The sequence below is a fragment of the Vibrio sp. Vb1574 genome, assembly GCF_033338675.1.
The window spans coordinates 33,430-50,419 of sequence record NZ_JAWOTC010000035.1 but is presented as its reverse complement, the minus strand read 5'-3'; the positions used below and the strand labels follow the sequence as shown (position 1 = coordinate 50,419).

The 16,990-nt window shown below is 44.6% G+C and carries 18 protein-coding genes and 2 tRNA genes; 9 read left to right on the top strand and 11 right to left on the bottom strand.

Features of this window, described 5'->3' with window-relative positions; all coding sequences use genetic code 11:
- Positions 1-116: 116 nt before the first annotated feature.
- The 6 genes from R7O12_RS18175 to lolB form a co-directional block, all read right to left on the bottom strand.
- A tRNA-Met gene (locus R7O12_RS18175) sits at positions 117-193 on the bottom strand.
- 284 nt (positions 194-477) lie between these two features.
- A complete protein-coding gene (gene ychF / locus R7O12_RS18170) occupies positions 478-1,569 on the bottom strand; it encodes a redox-regulated ATPase YchF (RefSeq protein ID WP_005393178.1) in 1,092 nt (363 codons plus the stop codon).
- Positions 1,570-1,579: 10 nt separating this feature from the next.
- Positions 1,580-2,170, bottom strand: a complete 591-nt coding sequence (gene pth, locus R7O12_RS18165) for an aminoacyl-tRNA hydrolase (RefSeq protein ID WP_005384112.1) — start codon at positions 2,168-2,170, stop codon at positions 1,580-1,582.
- A gap of 151 nt (positions 2,171-2,321) precedes the next feature.
- A complete protein-coding gene (locus R7O12_RS18160) occupies positions 2,322-3,266 on the bottom strand; it encodes a ribose-phosphate pyrophosphokinase (RefSeq protein ID WP_005393176.1) in 945 nt (314 codons plus the stop codon).
- Between the two features lie 27 nt (positions 3,267-3,293).
- Positions 3,294-4,166, bottom strand: a complete 873-nt coding sequence (gene ispE / locus R7O12_RS18155; protein ID WP_318126206.1) for a 4-(cytidine 5'-diphospho)-2-C-methyl-D-erythritol kinase — start codon at positions 4,164-4,166, stop codon at positions 3,294-3,296.
- The gene (lolB, locus tag R7O12_RS18150) at positions 4,163-4,801 is read right to left on the bottom strand and encodes a lipoprotein insertase outer membrane protein LolB (RefSeq protein WP_017634843.1); all 639 of its coding nucleotides are present in this window, start codon (positions 4,799-4,801) and stop codon (positions 4,163-4,165) included. Before lolB ends, ispE begins: the two co-directional genes overlap by 4 nt.
- A 134-nt stretch (positions 4,802-4,935) precedes the next feature.
- On the opposite strand from lolB, the gene hemA reads away from it, so the two are divergent.
- From hemA to ybaK, 8 genes are all read left to right on the top strand, one after another.
- Positions 4,936-6,192, top strand: coding sequence for a glutamyl-tRNA reductase (gene hemA, locus R7O12_RS18145; protein ID WP_005384104.1), 1,257 nt, complete (start codon positions 4,936-4,938; stop codon positions 6,190-6,192).
- A 29-nt stretch (positions 6,193-6,221) separates the two neighbouring features.
- Positions 6,222-7,310, top strand: a complete 1,089-nt coding sequence (gene prfA / locus R7O12_RS18140) for a peptide chain release factor 1 (RefSeq protein ID WP_005382222.1) — start codon at positions 6,222-6,224, stop codon at positions 7,308-7,310.
- Positions 7,311-7,313: 3 nt separating this feature from the next.
- Entirely contained in the window at positions 7,314-8,168 is an 855-nt protein-coding gene (gene prmC, locus R7O12_RS18135) for a peptide chain release factor N(5)-glutamine methyltransferase (RefSeq protein ID WP_017634841.1), read from the top strand.
- 40 nt (positions 8,169-8,208) lie between these two features.
- On the top strand, positions 8,209-8,592 hold the full coding sequence (locus R7O12_RS18130; protein ID WP_005382225.1) for a SirB2 family protein: 384 nt from the start codon (positions 8,209-8,211) through the stop codon (positions 8,590-8,592).
- 6 nt (positions 8,593-8,598) lie between these two features.
- Positions 8,599-9,408: a SirB1 family protein gene (locus R7O12_RS18125; RefSeq protein ID WP_005384098.1), complete on the top strand. Its 810-nt coding sequence runs from the start codon at positions 8,599-8,601 to the stop codon at positions 9,406-9,408.
- A 53-nt stretch (positions 9,409-9,461) separates the two neighbouring features.
- Positions 9,462-10,313, top strand: a complete 852-nt coding sequence (gene kdsA, locus R7O12_RS18120; RefSeq protein WP_005384095.1) for a 3-deoxy-8-phosphooctulonate synthase — start codon at positions 9,462-9,464, stop codon at positions 10,311-10,313.
- A 220-nt stretch (positions 10,314-10,533) separates the two neighbouring features.
- Complete coding sequence (ushA, locus tag R7O12_RS18115) at positions 10,534-12,216, top strand: bifunctional UDP-sugar hydrolase/5'-nucleotidase UshA (protein ID WP_025768955.1); 1,683 nt, start codon at positions 10,534-10,536, stop codon at positions 12,214-12,216.
- 102 nt (positions 12,217-12,318) lie between these two features.
- On the top strand, positions 12,319-12,792 hold the full coding sequence (gene ybaK, locus R7O12_RS18110; RefSeq protein WP_005384092.1) for a Cys-tRNA(Pro) deacylase: 474 nt from the start codon (positions 12,319-12,321) through the stop codon (positions 12,790-12,792).
- Between the two features lie 64 nt (positions 12,793-12,856).
- Here ybaK and rluF read toward each other — a convergent pair whose 3' ends face one another.
- The 3 genes from rluF to R7O12_RS18095 all read right to left on the bottom strand — a co-directional run bounded on the left by rluF (position 12,857) and on the right by R7O12_RS18095 (position 14,981).
- Positions 12,857-14,032 (bottom strand): 23S rRNA pseudouridine(2604) synthase RluF, encoded by a 1,176-nt coding sequence (gene rluF / locus R7O12_RS18105; RefSeq protein ID WP_318126204.1) that lies wholly within the window; start codon positions 14,030-14,032, stop codon positions 12,857-12,859.
- Between the two features lie 94 nt (positions 14,033-14,126).
- The gene (gene smrA, locus R7O12_RS18100) at positions 14,127-14,708 is read right to left on the bottom strand and encodes a DNA endonuclease SmrA (RefSeq protein ID WP_005382233.1); all 582 of its coding nucleotides are present in this window, start codon (positions 14,706-14,708) and stop codon (positions 14,127-14,129) included.
- Between the two features lie 132 nt (positions 14,709-14,840).
- Entirely contained in the window at positions 14,841-14,981 is a 141-nt protein-coding gene (locus R7O12_RS18095; RefSeq protein ID WP_005382236.1) for a DUF3149 domain-containing protein, read from the bottom strand.
- A gap of 259 nt (positions 14,982-15,240) precedes the next feature.
- Between R7O12_RS18095 and R7O12_RS18090 the strand changes: the two genes are divergently transcribed.
- Positions 15,241-15,317 (top strand) — tRNA-Pro (locus R7O12_RS18090).
- A gap of 183 nt (positions 15,318-15,500) precedes the next feature.
- Here R7O12_RS18090 and R7O12_RS18085 read toward each other — a convergent pair.
- Positions 15,501-15,884, bottom strand: coding sequence for a hypothetical protein (locus tag R7O12_RS18085; protein WP_005384085.1), 384 nt, complete (start codon positions 15,882-15,884; stop codon positions 15,501-15,503).
- A 151-nt stretch (positions 15,885-16,035) separates the two neighbouring features.
- On the bottom strand, positions 16,036-16,908 hold the full coding sequence (locus tag R7O12_RS18080) for a TraB/GumN family protein (RefSeq protein ID WP_005382001.1): 873 nt from the start codon (positions 16,906-16,908) through the stop codon (positions 16,036-16,038).
- Between the last annotated feature and the right edge of the window lie 82 nt (positions 16,909-16,990).

Here is a 16,990-nt window from a genome sequence, read left to right as displayed (position 1 = left end):
AGGAGAGACTTGAACTCTCACACCTTGCGGCGCCAGAACCTAAATCTGGTGCGTCTACCAATTCCGCCACTTCCGCATCTATTCCTAACTGCTCTGATAAAAAGAACATTTAGGAATGGTGGCTACGACGGGATTCGAACCTGTGACCCCATCATTATGAGTGATGTGCTCTAACCAGCTGAGCTACGTAGCCAAAACCATATTTTTTGTTCTCAACGCTTTGTTGCCTTGTCGTTGGGAACGGCGCGCATTATGCGAAGTTGAGTGAGATCCGTCAACAGTTTTTTTTAATAAATTTCGGAAAAAACCTCGTTCGCTTCCTTTTTAAACAAAGAGGCGTGTTTATGATCTAAAACTGGAAATAAATTAGCTTGCAGTTGCGTAATTTATTTTTGTTCATTTACTTAAGGTATTAAAAAAGCCAGCTTAACAGCTGGCTTTTAGTGTAAATGAAGTGTTTAGAATTCATTCATTTAATTAAACATTGAAGCGGAAGTGTACAACATCGCCATCTTTTACGATGTAGTCTTTACCTTCTAGACGCCATTTACCTGCGTCTTTTGCGCCATTTTCACCATTGAATTGGATGAAATCGTCGTAACCGACTACTTCTGCACGAATAAAGCCTTTCTCGAAGTCAGTGTGGATCTTACCTGCCGCCTGAGGCGCAGTTGCACCAACAGGGATTGTCCAAGCACGTACTTCTTTAACACCTGCTGTGAAGTAGGTGTGTAGAGTCAGTAGTTCGTAACCAGAGCGAATTACACGGTTCAGGCCCGGCTCTTCGATCCCCATATCTGCTAGGAATTCTTCGCGATCTTCATCTTCTAGTTCAGATAGTTCAGATTCGATAGCTGCACATACAGGTACAACGACATTGTTTTCTTTTTCTGCGAACTCACGAACCGCATCTAGATATGGGTTATTTTCGAAGCCATCTTCGTTTACGTTTGCAATGTACATAGTTGGCTTCAGTGTTAGGAAGTTTAGGTAGCCGATTGCTGCTAACTCTTCTTTAGATAGCTCAACTGTGCGTGCCATGCCGCCTTCAGTTAGTACTGGTAACAGTTTTTCTAGTACGGTTAGTTCAAATTTTGCGTCTTTATCGCCGCCTTTTGCCTTCTTCGCGTTACGTTGAATCGCTCGCTCACAAGAATCTAGGTCAGCCATTGCAAGTTCAAGGTTGATCACTTCGATATCTTCGATAGGTGAAACTTTACCTGAAACATGAACAATGTTTTCGTTTTCAAAACAACGTACAACGTGGCCAATCGCGTCTGTTTCACGGATGTTAGCTAGGAATTTGTTACCTAAACCTTCACCACGTGATGCACCAGCAACAAGACCAGCGATGTCCACGAACTCCATCGTCGTTGGAAGAACTCTCTGTGGGTTAACGATCTTAGCTAGTGCGTCTAGACGTAGATCTGGCACAGGAACCACACCAGTGTTTGGTTCAATGGTACAGAACGGGAAGTTTGCTGCTTCGATACCCGCTTTAGTTAGTGCGTTGAACAGAGTTGATTTACCTACGTTAGGTAGACCAACGATGCCACATTTAAAACCCATGATAGTAACCTTATTCAGCTTTGAACGTGTGGAGGCGATTTTGTGCTTTAGATAGGCCATCCTTAATCAGGATATCTAGACAACGAACAGCCTCATCAGCTGCTGCATCTAAAAGCTCTTGCTCTTTAGCTGGCGCTTTACCTAATACAAAACCCGCCACTTTATCTTTGTGTCCCGGATGACCAATGCCAATACGAAGACGATAAAAATCTTTGTTATTGCCCAGTTTGCTAATGGTGTCACGCAGACCGTTGTGTCCACCGTGACCCCCACCTTTTTTAAACTTAGCGACACCTGGCGGTAAGTCTAGCTCGTCATGAGCGACCATGATCTCTTCAGGTTTAATTTGATAAAATTTCGCAAGCGCTGCGATCGATTTACCTGATAGATTCATGAAGGTGGTTGGGATAAGCAAACGGAGATCCTGGCCATTGACCATAATGCGTCCTGTTAGACCAAAAAACTTTGGTTCGTTCTTCAGTGTAACGTTGTGAACGCGTGCTAATTCTTCTACAACCCAAGCGCCCGCATTGTGACGAGTTCTGGCGTATTCTGGTCCTGGATTAGCAAGACCAACAAGAAGTTTGATTTGTTGACTCAAGGTTAGGATCTCTCTGGAATCTCAAAAAGCGCAGTATGATAGCACAGAAAACTCGCGGTGGGCGACCAAGGGATTTTCTAGTTATCAGTACAAATAAAAAAACACCCCAAAGAGGGGTGCTTTTGAAATCAGTGTAACTGAAATGTTCGTATTAGTTGAACATTGCAGAGATTGACTCTTCATTGCTGATACGACGAATCGCTTCAGCCAGCATGCGAGATAGGCTTAGTGTTGTCACTTTACCTGTTGCAGCCATCTCTTTAGACAGAGAGATAGAGTCAGTTACGATAACTTGGTCAAGAACTGAGTTCTTGATGTTATCCGCAGCGTTGCCTGAGAATACTGCGTGAGTAGCGTAAGCGAATACACGCTTAGCACCGCGCTCTTTTAGTGCTTCAGCTGCTTTACATAGTGTGCCACCTGTGTCGATCATGTCATCAACGATCACACAGTCACGACCTTCAACATCACCGATTAGGTTCATTACTTCAGAAACGTTTGCACGTGGACGACGCTTATCTACGATTGCGATGTCGATGTCGCCTAGTGCTTTTGCTGTTGCACGAGCACGAACAACGCCACCTAGGTCAGGAGATACCACTACAGGGTTATCTAGACCGCGAGCCTGCATATCTTCAAGTAGCACTGGCGTGCCGAAGATGTTGTCTACAGGTACATCGAAGAAGCCTTGAATTTGCTCTGCGTGTAGGTCGATAGTTAGAACGCGGTCAACACCAACGTTAGATAGGAAATCAGCAACAACTTTTGCAGTAATTGGCACACGCGCAGAACGTACACGACGGTCTTGGCGAGCGTAGCCGAAGTAAGGGATAACTGCAGTGATACGGCCTGCTGAAGCACGGCGCATTGCATCAATCATAACAACCAATTCCATTAGGTTGTCGTTAGTCGGTGCACAAGTGGATTGAATGATGAAAACATCGCTACCACGAACATTCTCATTGATTTGAACTGCAACTTCGCCATCAGAAAAGCGAGAAACAGATGCATCACCAAGAGAGATGTAAAGACGATCAGCAATACGTTGGGCTAGTTCAGGTGTTGCGTTACCAGCAAATAGCTTCATATCAGGCACGGTGGAAACCTCGGGTTTGCGTCCAGTTTAAATAGGTCGGTGTGAGGCTGATTGGTATTCAGCCAAAGTCTCTTTTAATGGCGAAATATTGCGCCCTTGAGCGGCAAATGCCGAGACTTTATCAGAGAGTTGTGCAAGGATAGTTTCTGCTTCAGATTTGCTCGAAAATTCAGCAAAAACGCAAGATCCTGTCCCCGTCAATCTTGACGGCGCGTATTGTAGCAGCCAAGAAAGTTGCTTATCAACCTCTGGGTAGAGCATTCGTACAATTTTTTCGCAATCGTTTACGCTTGGCGTATTTAAAAGTGTTTCTAGATCTCGTTTTGGGGTGTTTCGCGTCAGATCTGGATGACAAAAAACGTCGACGGTTGCGATAGATACATTCGGTCTGACGACTAAGTACCACTTTTCTTCGGGATAAGCAGGAGAGAGTTTTTCACCAACACCTTCAGCAAAAGCTGCAAATCCGCGCACAAATACGGGCACGTCTGCGCCCAGTTTTAAACCAATTTCAGCCAGTTCGTCGTCAGTTAGATTCAGTTGCCATAAGTAATTCAGTGCCACTAATGCTGTAGCTGCGTTCGATGAGCCCCCACCAATGCCTCCACCCATAGGCAGCACTTTCTGTAGCTCAATATGCGCGCCAAAAGGGCAGTTTGAGTAAGCTTGAAGCGCGGTTGCTGCTTTCCAAATTAAATTGTCTTGAAGAGGCACACCTTCTATCTCTGGAGAAATCGTAATATCACCAGAATAGTTCGCTTGAATAGTGAGCTCATCGCCGTGATCGACGAATTGGAATAACGTTTGTAACTCGTGGTAGCCATTCTCTGTACGGCCGTTGATATATAGAAAGAGATTCAATTTCGCTGGTGATGGCCAGCGTGTTGAAAGTTCAATCATTGGGTGATGTTCCATTTTGTGATCACTAGATTTATTTTGACATCAGCTGTGGTGAGTTTCAGCTTATTTGGCAGAGGGAGAGACTGTTCATGCCATTGAACGTCGCCATATCGTTGATAAGCAATACTCCAATCATTTAAACCAATTTGTTTGTTTAACGCTTGCAGTGTATTGGTTGGAGACAGTTGGAATTTGTCGGCATCGGTCGGTAGACCTAATAGCCAGTCAGGCATGTGATCGACGGGCATCATCAACCCTGTAAGACGGTAAATCAGCTGGTTAGCACTGCGAGAAGAAAGGACCTGATCGTCGTAAGTTTCTACTGTGGCGCCTTGTGGGGTGATGGTGAGCTTTAATGCCGTTTGTCCGAGAATCGTTGTTAAACGCAACTGGCTTAGTGCTGAAGAATGTTTCCAGTAGAAGTTTAAATTTTGTCTTTGGTCTGGGCCAATATAACCAAGTTTCCCCGTTGCTTGAAAATCTTGGATGGTTTCGAGTCGCTGCTCGTGAGCTTGCCATTCAACGCTGGTAACACTTTCAGGAACGGACGAACAACCAGCGAGCAGTAAGCTCGACAAGAAAAAAAGAATAAAGGAGCGTAACGTCATGTTTGATGGCTTATTAATCAGTTTCATCGGGAATCGCTCACAACTATAGCATTGAAAAGTCGCACTTAGGAAAACAAATCCGGCTTACCCTTTCAATAAATGCGTGCTTACAGTAAAATTCTGGACCTATTTTATAACCTATCCCAGAGATACCACGTTAGATGTCCTTGCTTGCTATTGGAATTAATCACAATACAGCGTCTGTCGACTTGCGAGAGAAGGTGGCGTTTGGTCCGGATAAACTCGGCCCTGCACTCGAGCAACTTAGAGAGCACGAAGCGGTTAACGGCAGTGTGATTGTTTCAACCTGTAACCGAACTGAGTTGTACTGCGATGTTAAGCAAGGAGCGCGAAACAAGTTGATCGATTGGCTTGCTCAATTTCATCAAGTGAGCCGCGAAGATTTAATGCCGAGTTTGTATGTTCATGAAGAACAAGCTGCAATAAAGCATTTGATGCGCGTATCGTGCGGTCTTGACTCTCTGGTGTTGGGTGAGCCTCAAATTTTGGGGCAGGTAAAGCAAGCATTTTCTGACTCGCGAGATCATCAAGCTGTCGATGCCTCGATTGATAAACTGTTTCAAAAGACGTTCTCAGTCGCCAAACGGGTGAGAACAGAGACAGATATTGGTGGTAATGCCGTGTCCGTGGCTTATGCGGCATGTACACTGGCAAAACATATTTTTGAGTCGTTATCAGATTCAACCGTGCTTTTAGTTGGTGCGGGTGAGACGATTGAATTGGTCGCGAAGCATTTAGCGTCCAACGGTTGCACAAAAATGATTGTCGCGAACCGCACTAAAGAGCGCGCGCAAGGCTTAGCGGACCAATTTGGCGCAGAAGTGATCAGTTTGAACGAAATTCCTGAACATTTGGCGAAAGCGGACATTGTGATTAGCTCAACGGCGAGCCCATTGCCTATTATTGGCAAAGGTATGGTCGAAACGGCTCTAAAGCAGCGCCGACATCAACCTATCTTGTTAGTCGATATTGCGGTGCCGCGAGATGTAGAGTCGGAAGTCGGTGAACTGAACGACGCATATCTGTATTCTGTTGATGACTTGCAATCTATCATCGACAGCAACATTGAGCAGCGTAAAGTCGAAGCGATTCAAGCTGAAGCGATTGTTAGTGAAGAAAGCGCTGCATTTATGACATGGTTGCGTTCACTGCAAGCCGTCGATAGTATTCGCGACTATCGCAAATCAGCCAACGAAATTCGTGAAGAGTTACTGAGCAAAAGTTTGCAATCTTTAGCGGCAGGCGCAGATCCGGAGAAAGTGCTGCGCGAGCTGAGTAATAAACTCACCAACAAACTGATTCACGCTCCAACTCGCGCATTGCAAAGTGCAGCAGAGCAAGGCGAACCAGCAAAATTAACGATTATCCGCCAAACACTTGGCTTGGATGATCTATAACTCACGCTTTTTATTAAGAAAACGACACTATGAAAGCCTCTATTCTGACTAAGCTAGAAACGCTAGTAGAACGTTACGAAGAAGTTCAACATCTTCTTGGTGATCCTGATGTAATTGGAAATCAGGACAAATTCCGTGCTCTATCAAGAGAGTACTCTCAGCTAGAAGAAGTAACCAAGTGCTTCCAAGCTTATCAACAAGCACAAGAAGATCTTGTCGCCGCTGAAGAGATGGCAAACGAAGACGACGAAGAAATGCGTGAAATGGCGCAAGAAGAAATCAAAGAAGCGAAAGCGACGATTGAGCGTCTTACTGATGAGTTACAGATTCTTCTTCTGCCAAAAGATCCGAACGATGATCGTAACTGTTTCCTAGAAATTCGTGCAGGTGCGGGTGGCGACGAAGCGGGTATCTTCGCGGGTGATCTATTCCGTATGTACAGCAAGTACGCAGAAAAGCGTGGCTGGCGCATCGAAGTCATGTCTTCAAACGAGGCAGAGCACGGTGGTTACAAAGAGATGATCGCGAAAGTAAGCGGCGACGGTGCATACGGCGTGTTGAAATTTGAGTCAGGCGGTCACCGTGTACAGCGTGTTCCTGCAACTGAATCTCAAGGCCGTGTGCATACTTCTGCTTGTACAGTAGCAGTAATGGCGGAAATCCCTGAAGCGGATCTGCCTGAAATCAAAGCAGCAGACCTGAAAATCGATACGTTCCGTGCATCTGGCGCGGGTGGTCAGCACGTTAACACCACGGATTCTGCAATCCGTATTACCCACTTACCAACGGGTACGGTAGTAGAGTGTCAGGATGAGCGTTCACAGCACAAGAACAAAGCGAAAGCAATGGCGGTTCTTGCTGCTCGTATCGTTCAAGCGGAAGAAGAGCGTCGTGCCGCAGAAGTGTCTGATACACGTCGTAACCTTCTAGGTTCTGGTGACCGTAGTGACCGTATTCGTACATACAACTACCCACAAGGTCGTGTGTCTGATCACCGTATCAACCTGACCATCTATCGTTTGAACGAAGTGATGGAAGGTGACCTGCAGAGCTTGATTGATCCTGTGATTCAAGAGCACCAAGCAGACCAACTTGCGGCGCTCGCAGAGAACGGCTAATCGATGAGCCAAGTTCAATCGATTGAGCAAGCACTGAAAAGTGCGACGGCGAAACTGGCAGAAGGCGGCAAAGAGTCGCCTTCTCTCGATGCAGCTGTACTCCTTTGCCATGTCCTTGGCAAACCACGAACTTACCTGCTGACCTGGCCAGAAAAAGCGTTAGAAGCAGAGCAAAAATCTCAGTTTGATGCTCTACTTGAACGACGTTTAACTGGTGAACCCGTCGCTTATATTATTGGTGAGCGAGAGTTTTGGTCTTTACCGTTTAAAGTTTCTCCTTCTACCCTGATACCTAGACCGGATACAGAACGTTTGGTCGAAGTTGCACTCGATAAGACCTACGAGCAAACTGGGCCTATTTTAGATCTTGGAACGGGGACGGGAGCTATCGCCATCGCGCTTGCATCTGAAATGCCAAAGCGTCAAGTGATGGGCGTAGACCTTAAGCAAGAAGCGAAAGCACTTGCAGAGTACAATGCTGAGCAGCTAAACATCAAAAATGTGACCTTTGCTCAAGGCAGTTGGTTTGAGCCTATTACAGAAGGTACGAAGTTTGCTTTAATTGTCTCCAACCCGCCATATATTGATGAAAAAGATCCACATTTATCCCAAGGTGATGTGCGCTTTGAGCCAAAATCTGCATTAGTTGCTAAAGAGAATGGCTTAGCTGATATTCGTCATATCTCGGATCTTGCTCGTCAGTATCTTGAAGTGGGCGGTTGGCTGGCATTTGAACATGGTTATGATCAAGGTGAGGCGGTGCGTGAGATAATGCGTGGCTTTGGTTACCAACAGGTCGCTACGGAAAAAGATTATGGCGGTAACGATCGAGTAACGCTTGGGTGTCTGGCCAGTTAATCATGGAAGTCAGCAAACACTAACTAAAAAGAGAAGAAAAATGTACGTAGCTCTAAAACACATACACTTAGTGACGATCGCTCTCAGCGCGACGCTACTATCGATCCGATTCGTGTTAATGATGATGAACTCACCGAAGCGAAATAATCGCTTTTTGAAAGTGTTTCCCCACATCGTTGATACTGCATTGCTAGTGTCAGGTATTGCGCTTATTTTCATTACGGGTTTCATCCCGTTTACCGATGCCGCACCGTGGTTAACAAACAAAATCACCTGCGTACTGGCGTACATTGCGCTTGGATTCTTCTCATTGAAACTTGCGAAAAACAACCTACTGAAGATATTTGGCTTTTTCGGCGCATTAGGTTGGTTGGTCATGGCTGCAAACATTGCTGTGTCTAAGAGCCCTACGTTATTTGGATAAGACGTCATGTTAGAGTTTTTTGACGAAGATTTTGACAATATACCGTTGGTGGAAGGTGCGCTTGAGCTAAACAAAGCGATTAACCCAGAAACCAAAGTACATTGGGCGAAACAAGAGTTAGAGCGTCTTTACAAAGATGCAGAAGCCACGCTTGTTCATGAAACCGATGAAGAGCAACGATTTGATGCATTCCTACGACTGTTTTTCCACGAGTGGGGGTTCAAAGGCGACGAGCAGGAATACTTTATTTCGGACAACAGCTTCATCGATAAAGTTTTGGAGCGCAGAAAAGGTATTCCTGTGAGCTTAGGTTCGATTTTGTTATACCTAGGCAAAAAGCTGGGTTTCCCGCTTAAGGGAGTTACTTTCCCTACTCAGTTCCTGTTAAAAGTCGACTGGATGCATAAGAAGCCAGACTACATCAACCCATTTAATGGTGAGTATGTAGGTGAAAGGATTCTTCAAGCTTGGCTTATTGGCCAGGAAGGACCGCTAGCTCAGCTAAAGCCTGAACATTTTGAGGAAGCTGACAACCCAACAATTATTGGTCGCTGGTTGGCATTGATTAAAAGTGCGATGTTGCGTGAAGAGCATTATACGCTGGCATTACGTTGTACGAATCTTGCTCTAACGTTTGTGCCAGATGACCCATACGAAATTCGTGACCGTGGTTTTATTTTCCAACAGCTAGAGTGCCCTCAAGTAGCGGTATCAGATTTTCAGTACTTTATTGACCAATGCCCTGACGATCCGGCTTCCGAGCTACTAAAATCACAAGTTAATGTGATGAGTGAAACGCACGTCACACTTCACTAATTTTATCGATGTGCCGAACTGTGGCGTATCGTGGACAGAAAAAGAGAATTAAAATGGAACAGAAAATCGTTAATATCGGCGACATTCAGGTTGCTAACGACAAGCCATTCACCCTATTTGCAGGTATGAACGTTCTTGAGTCTCGTGATCTTGCGATGCAGATCTGTGAGCACTACGTAAAAGTAACGGAAAAACTTGGTATTCCTTACGTATTTAAGGCGTCGTTTGACAAAGCAAACCGCAGTTCTGTTCATTCATACCGTGGTCCAGGTCTGGAAGAAGGTATGAAAATCTTTCAGGAGCTGAAAGACACTTTTGGTGTAAAGATCATCACGGACGTTCACACTGAAGCGCAAGCTCAACCTGTCGCTGACGTGGTAGACGTTATTCAGCTTCCTGCATTCCTAGCTCGTCAAACTGACCTTGTTGAAGCTATGGCCAAAACAGGTGCGGTTATCAACGTGAAGAAACCTCAATTTATGAGCCCAGGTCAAGTGGGTAACATCGTTGAGAAGTTCGCAGAATGCGGTAACGACAAGATCATCCTATGTGAGCGCGGTTCTTGCCACGGCTACGACAACTTAGTGGTTGATATGCTTGGTTTTGGTGTGATGAAAAATGCTTCGAAAGGTAGCCCAATCATCTTTGACGTAACGCACTCACTACAAATGCGTGACCCATCAGGCGCAGCATCTGGCGGCCGTCGTGAGCAGACAGTTGAACTTGCAAAAGCGGGTCTAGCGACAGGCATCGCAGGTCTATTTATCGAAGCGCACCCAAACCCAGACCAAGCGCGTTGTGATGGCCCATCTGCACTGCCTCTAGACAAGTTAGAGCCATTCTTAGCACAAATGAAATCGCTTGATGATCTGATCAAGAGCTTTGCAGATATCGATATTAAGTAAACGCCAGATGACTGGTGGTAACAAATACTATAGCCAACCGAGTGTTGGCTATTTTTTTATCTGAAAAACTGTAAATTCTCAAACTTGTTACTGATGAATTTGTTATTGCTAAACAATGCATCATAATTATTAAATCAATGTGTTAGGGTGCACGTGGTTTTCAAATAGATCCAATGCTTAAAATGTGCATCAGTAATCCCAATAAGAAAAAGGTAAATAAATGAATCAGCGTCTGATGATCAAAACTGTTTTGAGTGCCGCTATCTTGGCCTCGTTAGCAGGGTGTGCTACGCAACCTGCACCAGAATGGAATGCCGATACAACCTATAAATTGACCGTGTTGCACACTAACGATCATCATGGTCGCTTTTGGCAAAATCGATACGGTGAATATGGCATGGCGGCGCGTAAAACGTTAATCGATGATTTGCGAGAAGAAATACAGGCTGAGGGGGGCAGCGTGTTACTGCTTTCTGGTGGTGACATCAACACAGGAGTACCTGAGTCTGATTTACAAGATGCCGAGCCGGATTTCAAAGGCATGAGCAAAATTGGTTACGATGCGATGGCTCTAGGTAATCATGAGTTTGATAATCCATTGGACGTGCTATTCAAGCAGCAAGAGTGGGCAAACTTTCCGATGTTGTCTGCCAATATTTACGATAAAAATACGGGCAAGCGTTTATTCCAACCATACGCGATGTTTAACAAGCAGGGCATTAAAATTGCGGTCATTGGTCTTACAACCGAAGACACAGCGAAACTTGGCAACCCTGAATTCATTGAACAAATTGACTTCCGTGACCCGAAAGAAGAAGCCAAGAAGTTGATTGCAGAACTGAAAGAAACAGAGTATCCAGATCTGATTTTTGCTGTCACGCATATGGGACACTATGAAAATGGTAATAGAGGCATCAATGCTCCCGGCGATGTGGCGTTAGCTCGTTATTTGAATGACGGCGATCTCGACATGATCGTTGGAGGACACTCACAAGAGCCTGTTTGTATGGAAGGGCCAAACGTTATCAAAAAGAACTTTAAACCAGGTGATGAATGTCAGCCCGATAAACAAAATGGTACCTTTATTGTTCAGGCACATGAGTGGGGGAAATATGTGGGACGCGCCGATTACGAGTTTCGTAATGGCGAACTCTCGATGGTGAGCTACGATCTGATCCCAGTAAACTTGAAAAAGAAAGTTAAAGTTGATGGTCAGTCGCAACGAGTCTTGATCCAAGAAGAGATTAAACAAGACGAAGCGATGCTTGAGTTTCTTCGTCCTTATCAAGAAAAAGGTCAGGGCAAACTAAACGTGAAGATTGCAGAATCTAACGGTAAGCTTGAGGGTGACCGCAATGTGGTTCGTTACCAGCAAACAAACTTAGGTCGATTAATTGCAACGGCTCACATGGAACGTGCGAAAGCAGATTTCGCCGTAATGAATTCTGGCGGCGTTCGCGATTCGATTGCTGCGGGTGATATTACTTATAAAGACGTGCTCACTGTTCAGCCATTTGGCAATATGGTTTCTTACGTTGATATGACGGGTAAAGAGGTATTAGATTATCTAAATGTCGTTGCAACTAAGCCTGTTGACTCTGGTGCTTATGCACAGTTTGCCGGCATTGCGATGAGTATCAATAATGGTGAGGTAACCAATGTGTTTATTGGTAATAAGCAACTTCGCTTAGATGGTAATTACCGCTTTACCGTACCAAGCTACAATGCTGCTGGTGGTGATGGTTACCCTAAAATCGACGATCATCCAGGGTATGTAAATACAGGTTTTACCGATGCTGAAGTTTTGAAGGATTATTTAGAAACACACAGCCCTATTGATGTTAATGAGTATGCCCCTTCAGGTGAAATCACGTATTTAGTTGATACGGCGATTGATCAGTAACCCAACAGAGAAAAAGCGATTGACTCAAACTCGCTGATATCATTAACTAAAAGCGCAGATCCAATTCAGTCTGCGCTTTTTGTTTTTATGAGGAGAATCTTGATGACTCCGGCCATTAATCTTGCGAAAAAGAAAAAAATTCCACACACGATTCATCAGTATGAGCATGACCCTAGAGCCGATAGTTATGGCTTGGAGGCTGCTGAAGTACTGGGGCAGGATCCGAAAACAGTATTTAAAACCTTGCTGTTCTGCTTGAACGGGGAGCCAAAGAACCTTGCGGTTGCGATTATCCCTGTTGATCAAAAGCTGAACCTAAAACTGGCGGCGAAAGCAGCGAAGGGCAAAAAGGCCGATATGGCTGATCCGGAAATCGCCCAAAAGACCACAGGTTATGTCGTTGGTGGAATTAGCCCACTAGGGCAGAAGAAAGCCTTACCTACTTTTTTGCACGAAAGCGCAGCAGAGCAAGACAAAATCTGTGTGAGTGCTGGTAAACGTGGTTTAGAAATTGAGTTAGCCCCGAGAGATTTGCTGAGCTTAACTCGTGGTCAGTTTGCACCTCTTTGTTTGTAAACTCATGACAAATAAAAAGGACGCTCATGAGCGTCCTTTTTTGATCTTGCCTGTCAGTGAAGCGTTACTTCTTCAGACTCAATGTACCACCAGTGCGTTTAGCTGGTTTGCTTGGTTTGCTTGGTTTGCTTGGTTTCGCGGCATTTGGGTTCATGTAATGCTGCTTAGGCTTACTCAGTGATTGAGGCTTGTTTGCTGAATGCGTATTGCTCGATGCATCTGGTTTACGGTGCGATTTACCATGCTCGCCTTGCGGTCTGCTGCGTTCACCTTGTGATTTCGCTTTGTAATGTTCTTTAGCTGGACGTCCGCCTTCATCATCACGCTGACGACGCTTTTGTTGACCTTTTTTCGAGTTTGGTGCATGACGGAATTCATCAGCATTGTTACCGCGGAAAGTTCGTGTCTTCTGGTTACGACGAGCAGTAGAATCTTGGTTTTCTTCACGGCTATCAAACAGCTTCGCGTCGGTCGCTTTACGAATGTTGCGACCTCTAGAGTCTGTTTTTGATGCTTCTTCTGTACCTACCGAGCCTTCACACATTGCTAGGATCTCTGCCACTTCTTCGTCACTTAGATAACGCCATTTTCCATTCGGAATACCATCAAGAGAGATATTCATGATGCGAACGCGACGCAGCTTGAATACTTCATAGCCCAGCGCTTCACACATGCGACGGATCTGACGGTTAAGTCCTTGAGTGAGCACAATACGGAAAGAGAATTTAGTCTCTTTTGTTACCTTACAAGGTAGGGTGACTGTGTCGAGAATCTTAACGCCACTCGACATCTGTTTGAGAAACTCGCCTGTAATTGGCTTGTCCACGCGTACGACGTACTCTTTTTCGTGGCTGTTGCCTGCGCGAAGGATTTTGTTCACGATGTCGCCATCGTTGGTCAAAAAGATCAGACCATCAGAGGGTTTGTCTAAGCGGCCGATCGGAAAGATACGTTTTTGGTGGCCGATGAAATCAACGATGTTTCCAGGGACGTCTCTCTCAGTTGTACAGGTGATGCCTGTTGGTTTATTGAGAGCGATATAAATCGGCTTCTCTTTTGCTGCCACTGGCTTACCATCCACACAAACATCATCACCAGGTAGCACTTTTGTCCCCATTTCAGGTTTGTTGCCATTAATGGTGACACGGCCTTGCTCAATTAGTCTGTCTGCTTCACGGCGTGAGCAAAACCCCGTTTCACTGATGAATTTATTTAATCGTTTAGCGTTGTCTTGTGACATTTTTGTCTCCTAACGTTTCACAACGGCGAATGAAGCTCCCTTCCTTTAAGGGGAAGGAAGAATAAGGGCGGGCATTCTAGCATTAGGGTGAAATTTAGCCTAACCGTTTTTGGTGACGTTCGCGGGTTTCTAATTTCTTTTCCGCACTTTTTCTAAGTAGGACGTAAACGGCTCCAGTTCCACCGTGAAAGCGTTGCGCACTATGGACGCATTGGACTTCCTTTATTTGTCGTAGCCAACTGCTAACAAAGCTTTTCATCATTGCAGGTGGATTTGAGCGTTCTCCTCGACCATGGACGATAACGACCGTTCTAATGTCCATTGATAGGCATTGCTTTAAAAACGTCACGACTTCATCACGTGCTTCTTTCAATGTTTTACGGTGCAAATCCAAGCGAGCTTGGATTGGATACTTACCAAGGCGAAGTTTGCGGTAAACCCCGTCCTGTACACCATCACGTTTGAACTCAACAAAGTCCTCTGGCTTGAGCATTTCAGCGTGATCAAGTGATAGGTATTCTGGGTCATCTTCCGTTAACCAGATTGCTGCTTCGCGTTTTGCGAGCTGTGCTTCTGTTACTTGGTGTACTTTTTTGTGTTCGGTGGTGTCTTGAGTGATTGGCTTTACATCGCCCATCATCTGTTGAAATAGATCAAAATCGTCGTCGTGAGACATAGCAGTAATCTCATTAAGAACAGGGAAGAATAATAGGATTATATCAATGAGTGGTGCATTGAGATCAAATAAAAAACCGGAGTAGGCAAGTAACCGACTCCGGTGCAAAGCGTTTCTAGAGCTAAGCGAGATCTAGTGAGGAGATTTGTCGTTCATGATCTTGTATATGAAGAAACCGCCGTAAAATAACATCAGACCAATTGCCCCAAAAATTACTATCATTGACGATAGACCCACTGCATTACCAAATAGGAGATCAAGCCAAAAGTCCATACGTTTCCTCCAAGATGTTCCCGACAGGAATAAACTAAATGGCGGTGTCTTGTTGCACACTGATCTGGATCAATTATGTTGCTAAGGTTAATAAACTGTATTTTGTTGTGAGTTATCAGTCACATTTTACGTGCTAGTGTTCAGTTATTCATCAAACGAATTAAGACCTAAGGTTTTTTTGTAAAAAGCACTTGCGCCACAGTTCAGAATCCGTAATATACGCATTCGTTGACGGGGACAATTCCTCAGTTAAACATCTCGGTGAATAGCGCAGCTTGGTAGCGCATCTGGTTTGGGACCAGAGGGTCGGGGGTTCGAATCCCTCTTCACCGACCACTTTCAGAAAGCCTGCTCAATGAGCAGGCTTTCGTCGTTTTAGCGGCAGCAAATTTGACTTTGATAGTAGCGAACCAAATGGGGTTCGCCTGAAGTTAGAATATGGCTCTTCATCGACACATATTGAGAAAAAGGCTCTACAGAAATGTAGGGCCTTTTCATTTTTTAGAGCGAGTAAATTTATTACTTGATGTCACACGAGATAGTATTGATAGGAGTTTCAGAAGTAGTGAAACAGACATAAGCGGTCTTTGGGTGATTTGGCCCAATCTTGACGTAACCCGCTTTTAAATCGTCTTCATCAAACGTTACTGAGTGAGATTTGCTTGTATTTCCATCATAGTAAACCGCTTCAAAGCCTTGGTTCATCATATGTGCAACGCGATTTCGAGTGTGGGCTGTTGAAAACGTGATGTTCGCGCAACGCATCATTGGTTTTTCGGTAATAAGAAATTGACCACTCTCTTTATCTAAAACACCGCCTTTTACTTCCGGAGTTATATCAATAGCTTGAAAAGCTTCTACGTTGCATGGCGGTTTAGCATAAGACAGCGAAGAAGTGAGCATAATTCCAATCGTGTATAGGAATAAATATTTAAATTTCATATGAGTTGTTTTGTATCCACTTAGCTTAACGGCGTTTTATAAGAAAGTTTGAATGAATTTTAAATGGTTGTATTTAAATAATTGTATTTAAATGGCATTTTTCAAACAATCACTAGATATCACAATTTGCTTGGCGCGTCTTACCCAGTGGTTTGATGTTAAATCCCCGATTTTTAAGCAGTTCAATCAGGTTATCTTTACCTACTAAATGCAAGCCACCAACAACAACGGTGTAACGACCCGATTGCTGAGGTAGAACACTGCCAGTGTCGAGTTTTTTAGCCCAATCTCGATTACGCTCGTATAAAAAGGCTTGGTTAAACTCTTCTGTTGTATGATCGGTCAAAGAGGCTTCGACCAACATGCTACCATCACCACTCTTCCAACTCTCTATCAAGCATTGAACCAACTCTTCTCCGCCATCATATTCTTCAATTGATGAGAGAAGTATCTCTTTACCGCCTTCTGATTGACCTGCGATTAAATCGATTTGGAATTGCACGGACTCCAGTGGAATGACCGGGATTTGCTTTTTATCAGCGAGTCCTATTAAGTGCATGTCGACCCCTTTATCAGAGACATACCCCAGTTTGTTGACTAAAGCGAGTTGGATGGTGAATGCCGCCATCCAAGGTGGGGAATTTAGGAGTTGAGTTTCTGGCAAACCTAAATCTTGGGCAATTTCAATTAAGTGGCGACGTTGAGCTCTGTCTAAAACATCTTTAGAAAGAATGGTTGTTTGTGGGTAAACCAAGCCTTCAGAATTCCTGACGTCTGCTTCAATAATCAACCCTGCGCTTTGGCTTAAATGCTGGATGACCGTTCTAGGGAGTGGGTACATCGTTTTATCCCCCACATGTACCGAGCCAATAATCATAAGTTCGGTTTCCCCTTTTTTCGCTAACCAATGCTGTGGCTCTGCATAAGAGGAAAAAGGAGTCAAAGTAACAAGTAGAGATGATATGAGCGTCAAGAGACGAAACATAGAATGGTCCTCAGATAAGATACCTTTAAACTTTATACGCAAAATAGCGTGAGGTTAAGTGCAATTTCTCCAGTGGGGTATT

Coding starts and splice junctions, on each gene's coding strand:
- ychF (WP_005393178.1), bottom strand. CDS start 1,569: ATGGGTTTTAAATGTGGCATCGTTGGTCTACCTAACGTAGGTAAATCA.
- lolB (WP_017634843.1), bottom strand. CDS start 4,801: ATGAAACTGATTAATAAGCCATCAAACATGACGTTACGCTCCTTTATT.
- prfA (WP_005382222.1), top strand. CDS start 6,222: ATGAAAGCCTCTATTCTGACTAAGCTAGAAACGCTAGTAGAACGTTAC.
- R7O12_RS18130 (WP_005382225.1), top strand. CDS start 8,209: ATGTACGTAGCTCTAAAACACATACACTTAGTGACGATCGCTCTCAGC.
- ybaK (WP_005384092.1), top strand. CDS start 12,319: ATGACTCCGGCCATTAATCTTGCGAAAAAGAAAAAAATTCCACACACG.
- ushA (WP_025768955.1), top strand. CDS start 10,534: ATGAATCAGCGTCTGATGATCAAAACTGTTTTGAGTGCCGCTATCTTG.
- hemA (WP_005384104.1), top strand. CDS start 4,936: ATGTCCTTGCTTGCTATTGGAATTAATCACAATACAGCGTCTGTCGAC.
- R7O12_RS18125 (WP_005384098.1), top strand. CDS start 8,599: ATGTTAGAGTTTTTTGACGAAGATTTTGACAATATACCGTTGGTGGAA.
- kdsA (WP_005384095.1), top strand. CDS start 9,462: ATGGAACAGAAAATCGTTAATATCGGCGACATTCAGGTTGCTAACGAC.
- smrA (WP_005382233.1), bottom strand. CDS start 14,708: ATGTCTCACGACGACGATTTTGATCTATTTCAACAGATGATGGGCGAT.
- prmC (WP_017634841.1), top strand. CDS start 7,314: ATGAGCCAAGTTCAATCGATTGAGCAAGCACTGAAAAGTGCGACGGCG.
- R7O12_RS18080 (WP_005382001.1), bottom strand. CDS start 16,908: ATGTTTCGTCTCTTGACGCTCATATCATCTCTACTTGTTACTTTGACT.
- ispE (WP_318126206.1), bottom strand. CDS start 4,166: ATGATTGAACTTTCAACACGCTGGCCATCACCAGCGAAATTGAATCTC.
- R7O12_RS18085 (WP_005384085.1), bottom strand. CDS start 15,884: ATGCTCACTTCTTCGCTGTCTTATGCTAAACCGCCATGCAACGTAGAA.
- rluF (WP_318126204.1), bottom strand. CDS start 14,032: ATGTCACAAGACAACGCTAAACGATTAAATAAATTCATCAGTGAAACG.
- R7O12_RS18095 (WP_005382236.1), bottom strand. CDS start 14,981: ATGGACTTTTGGCTTGATCTCCTATTTGGTAATGCAGTGGGTCTATCG.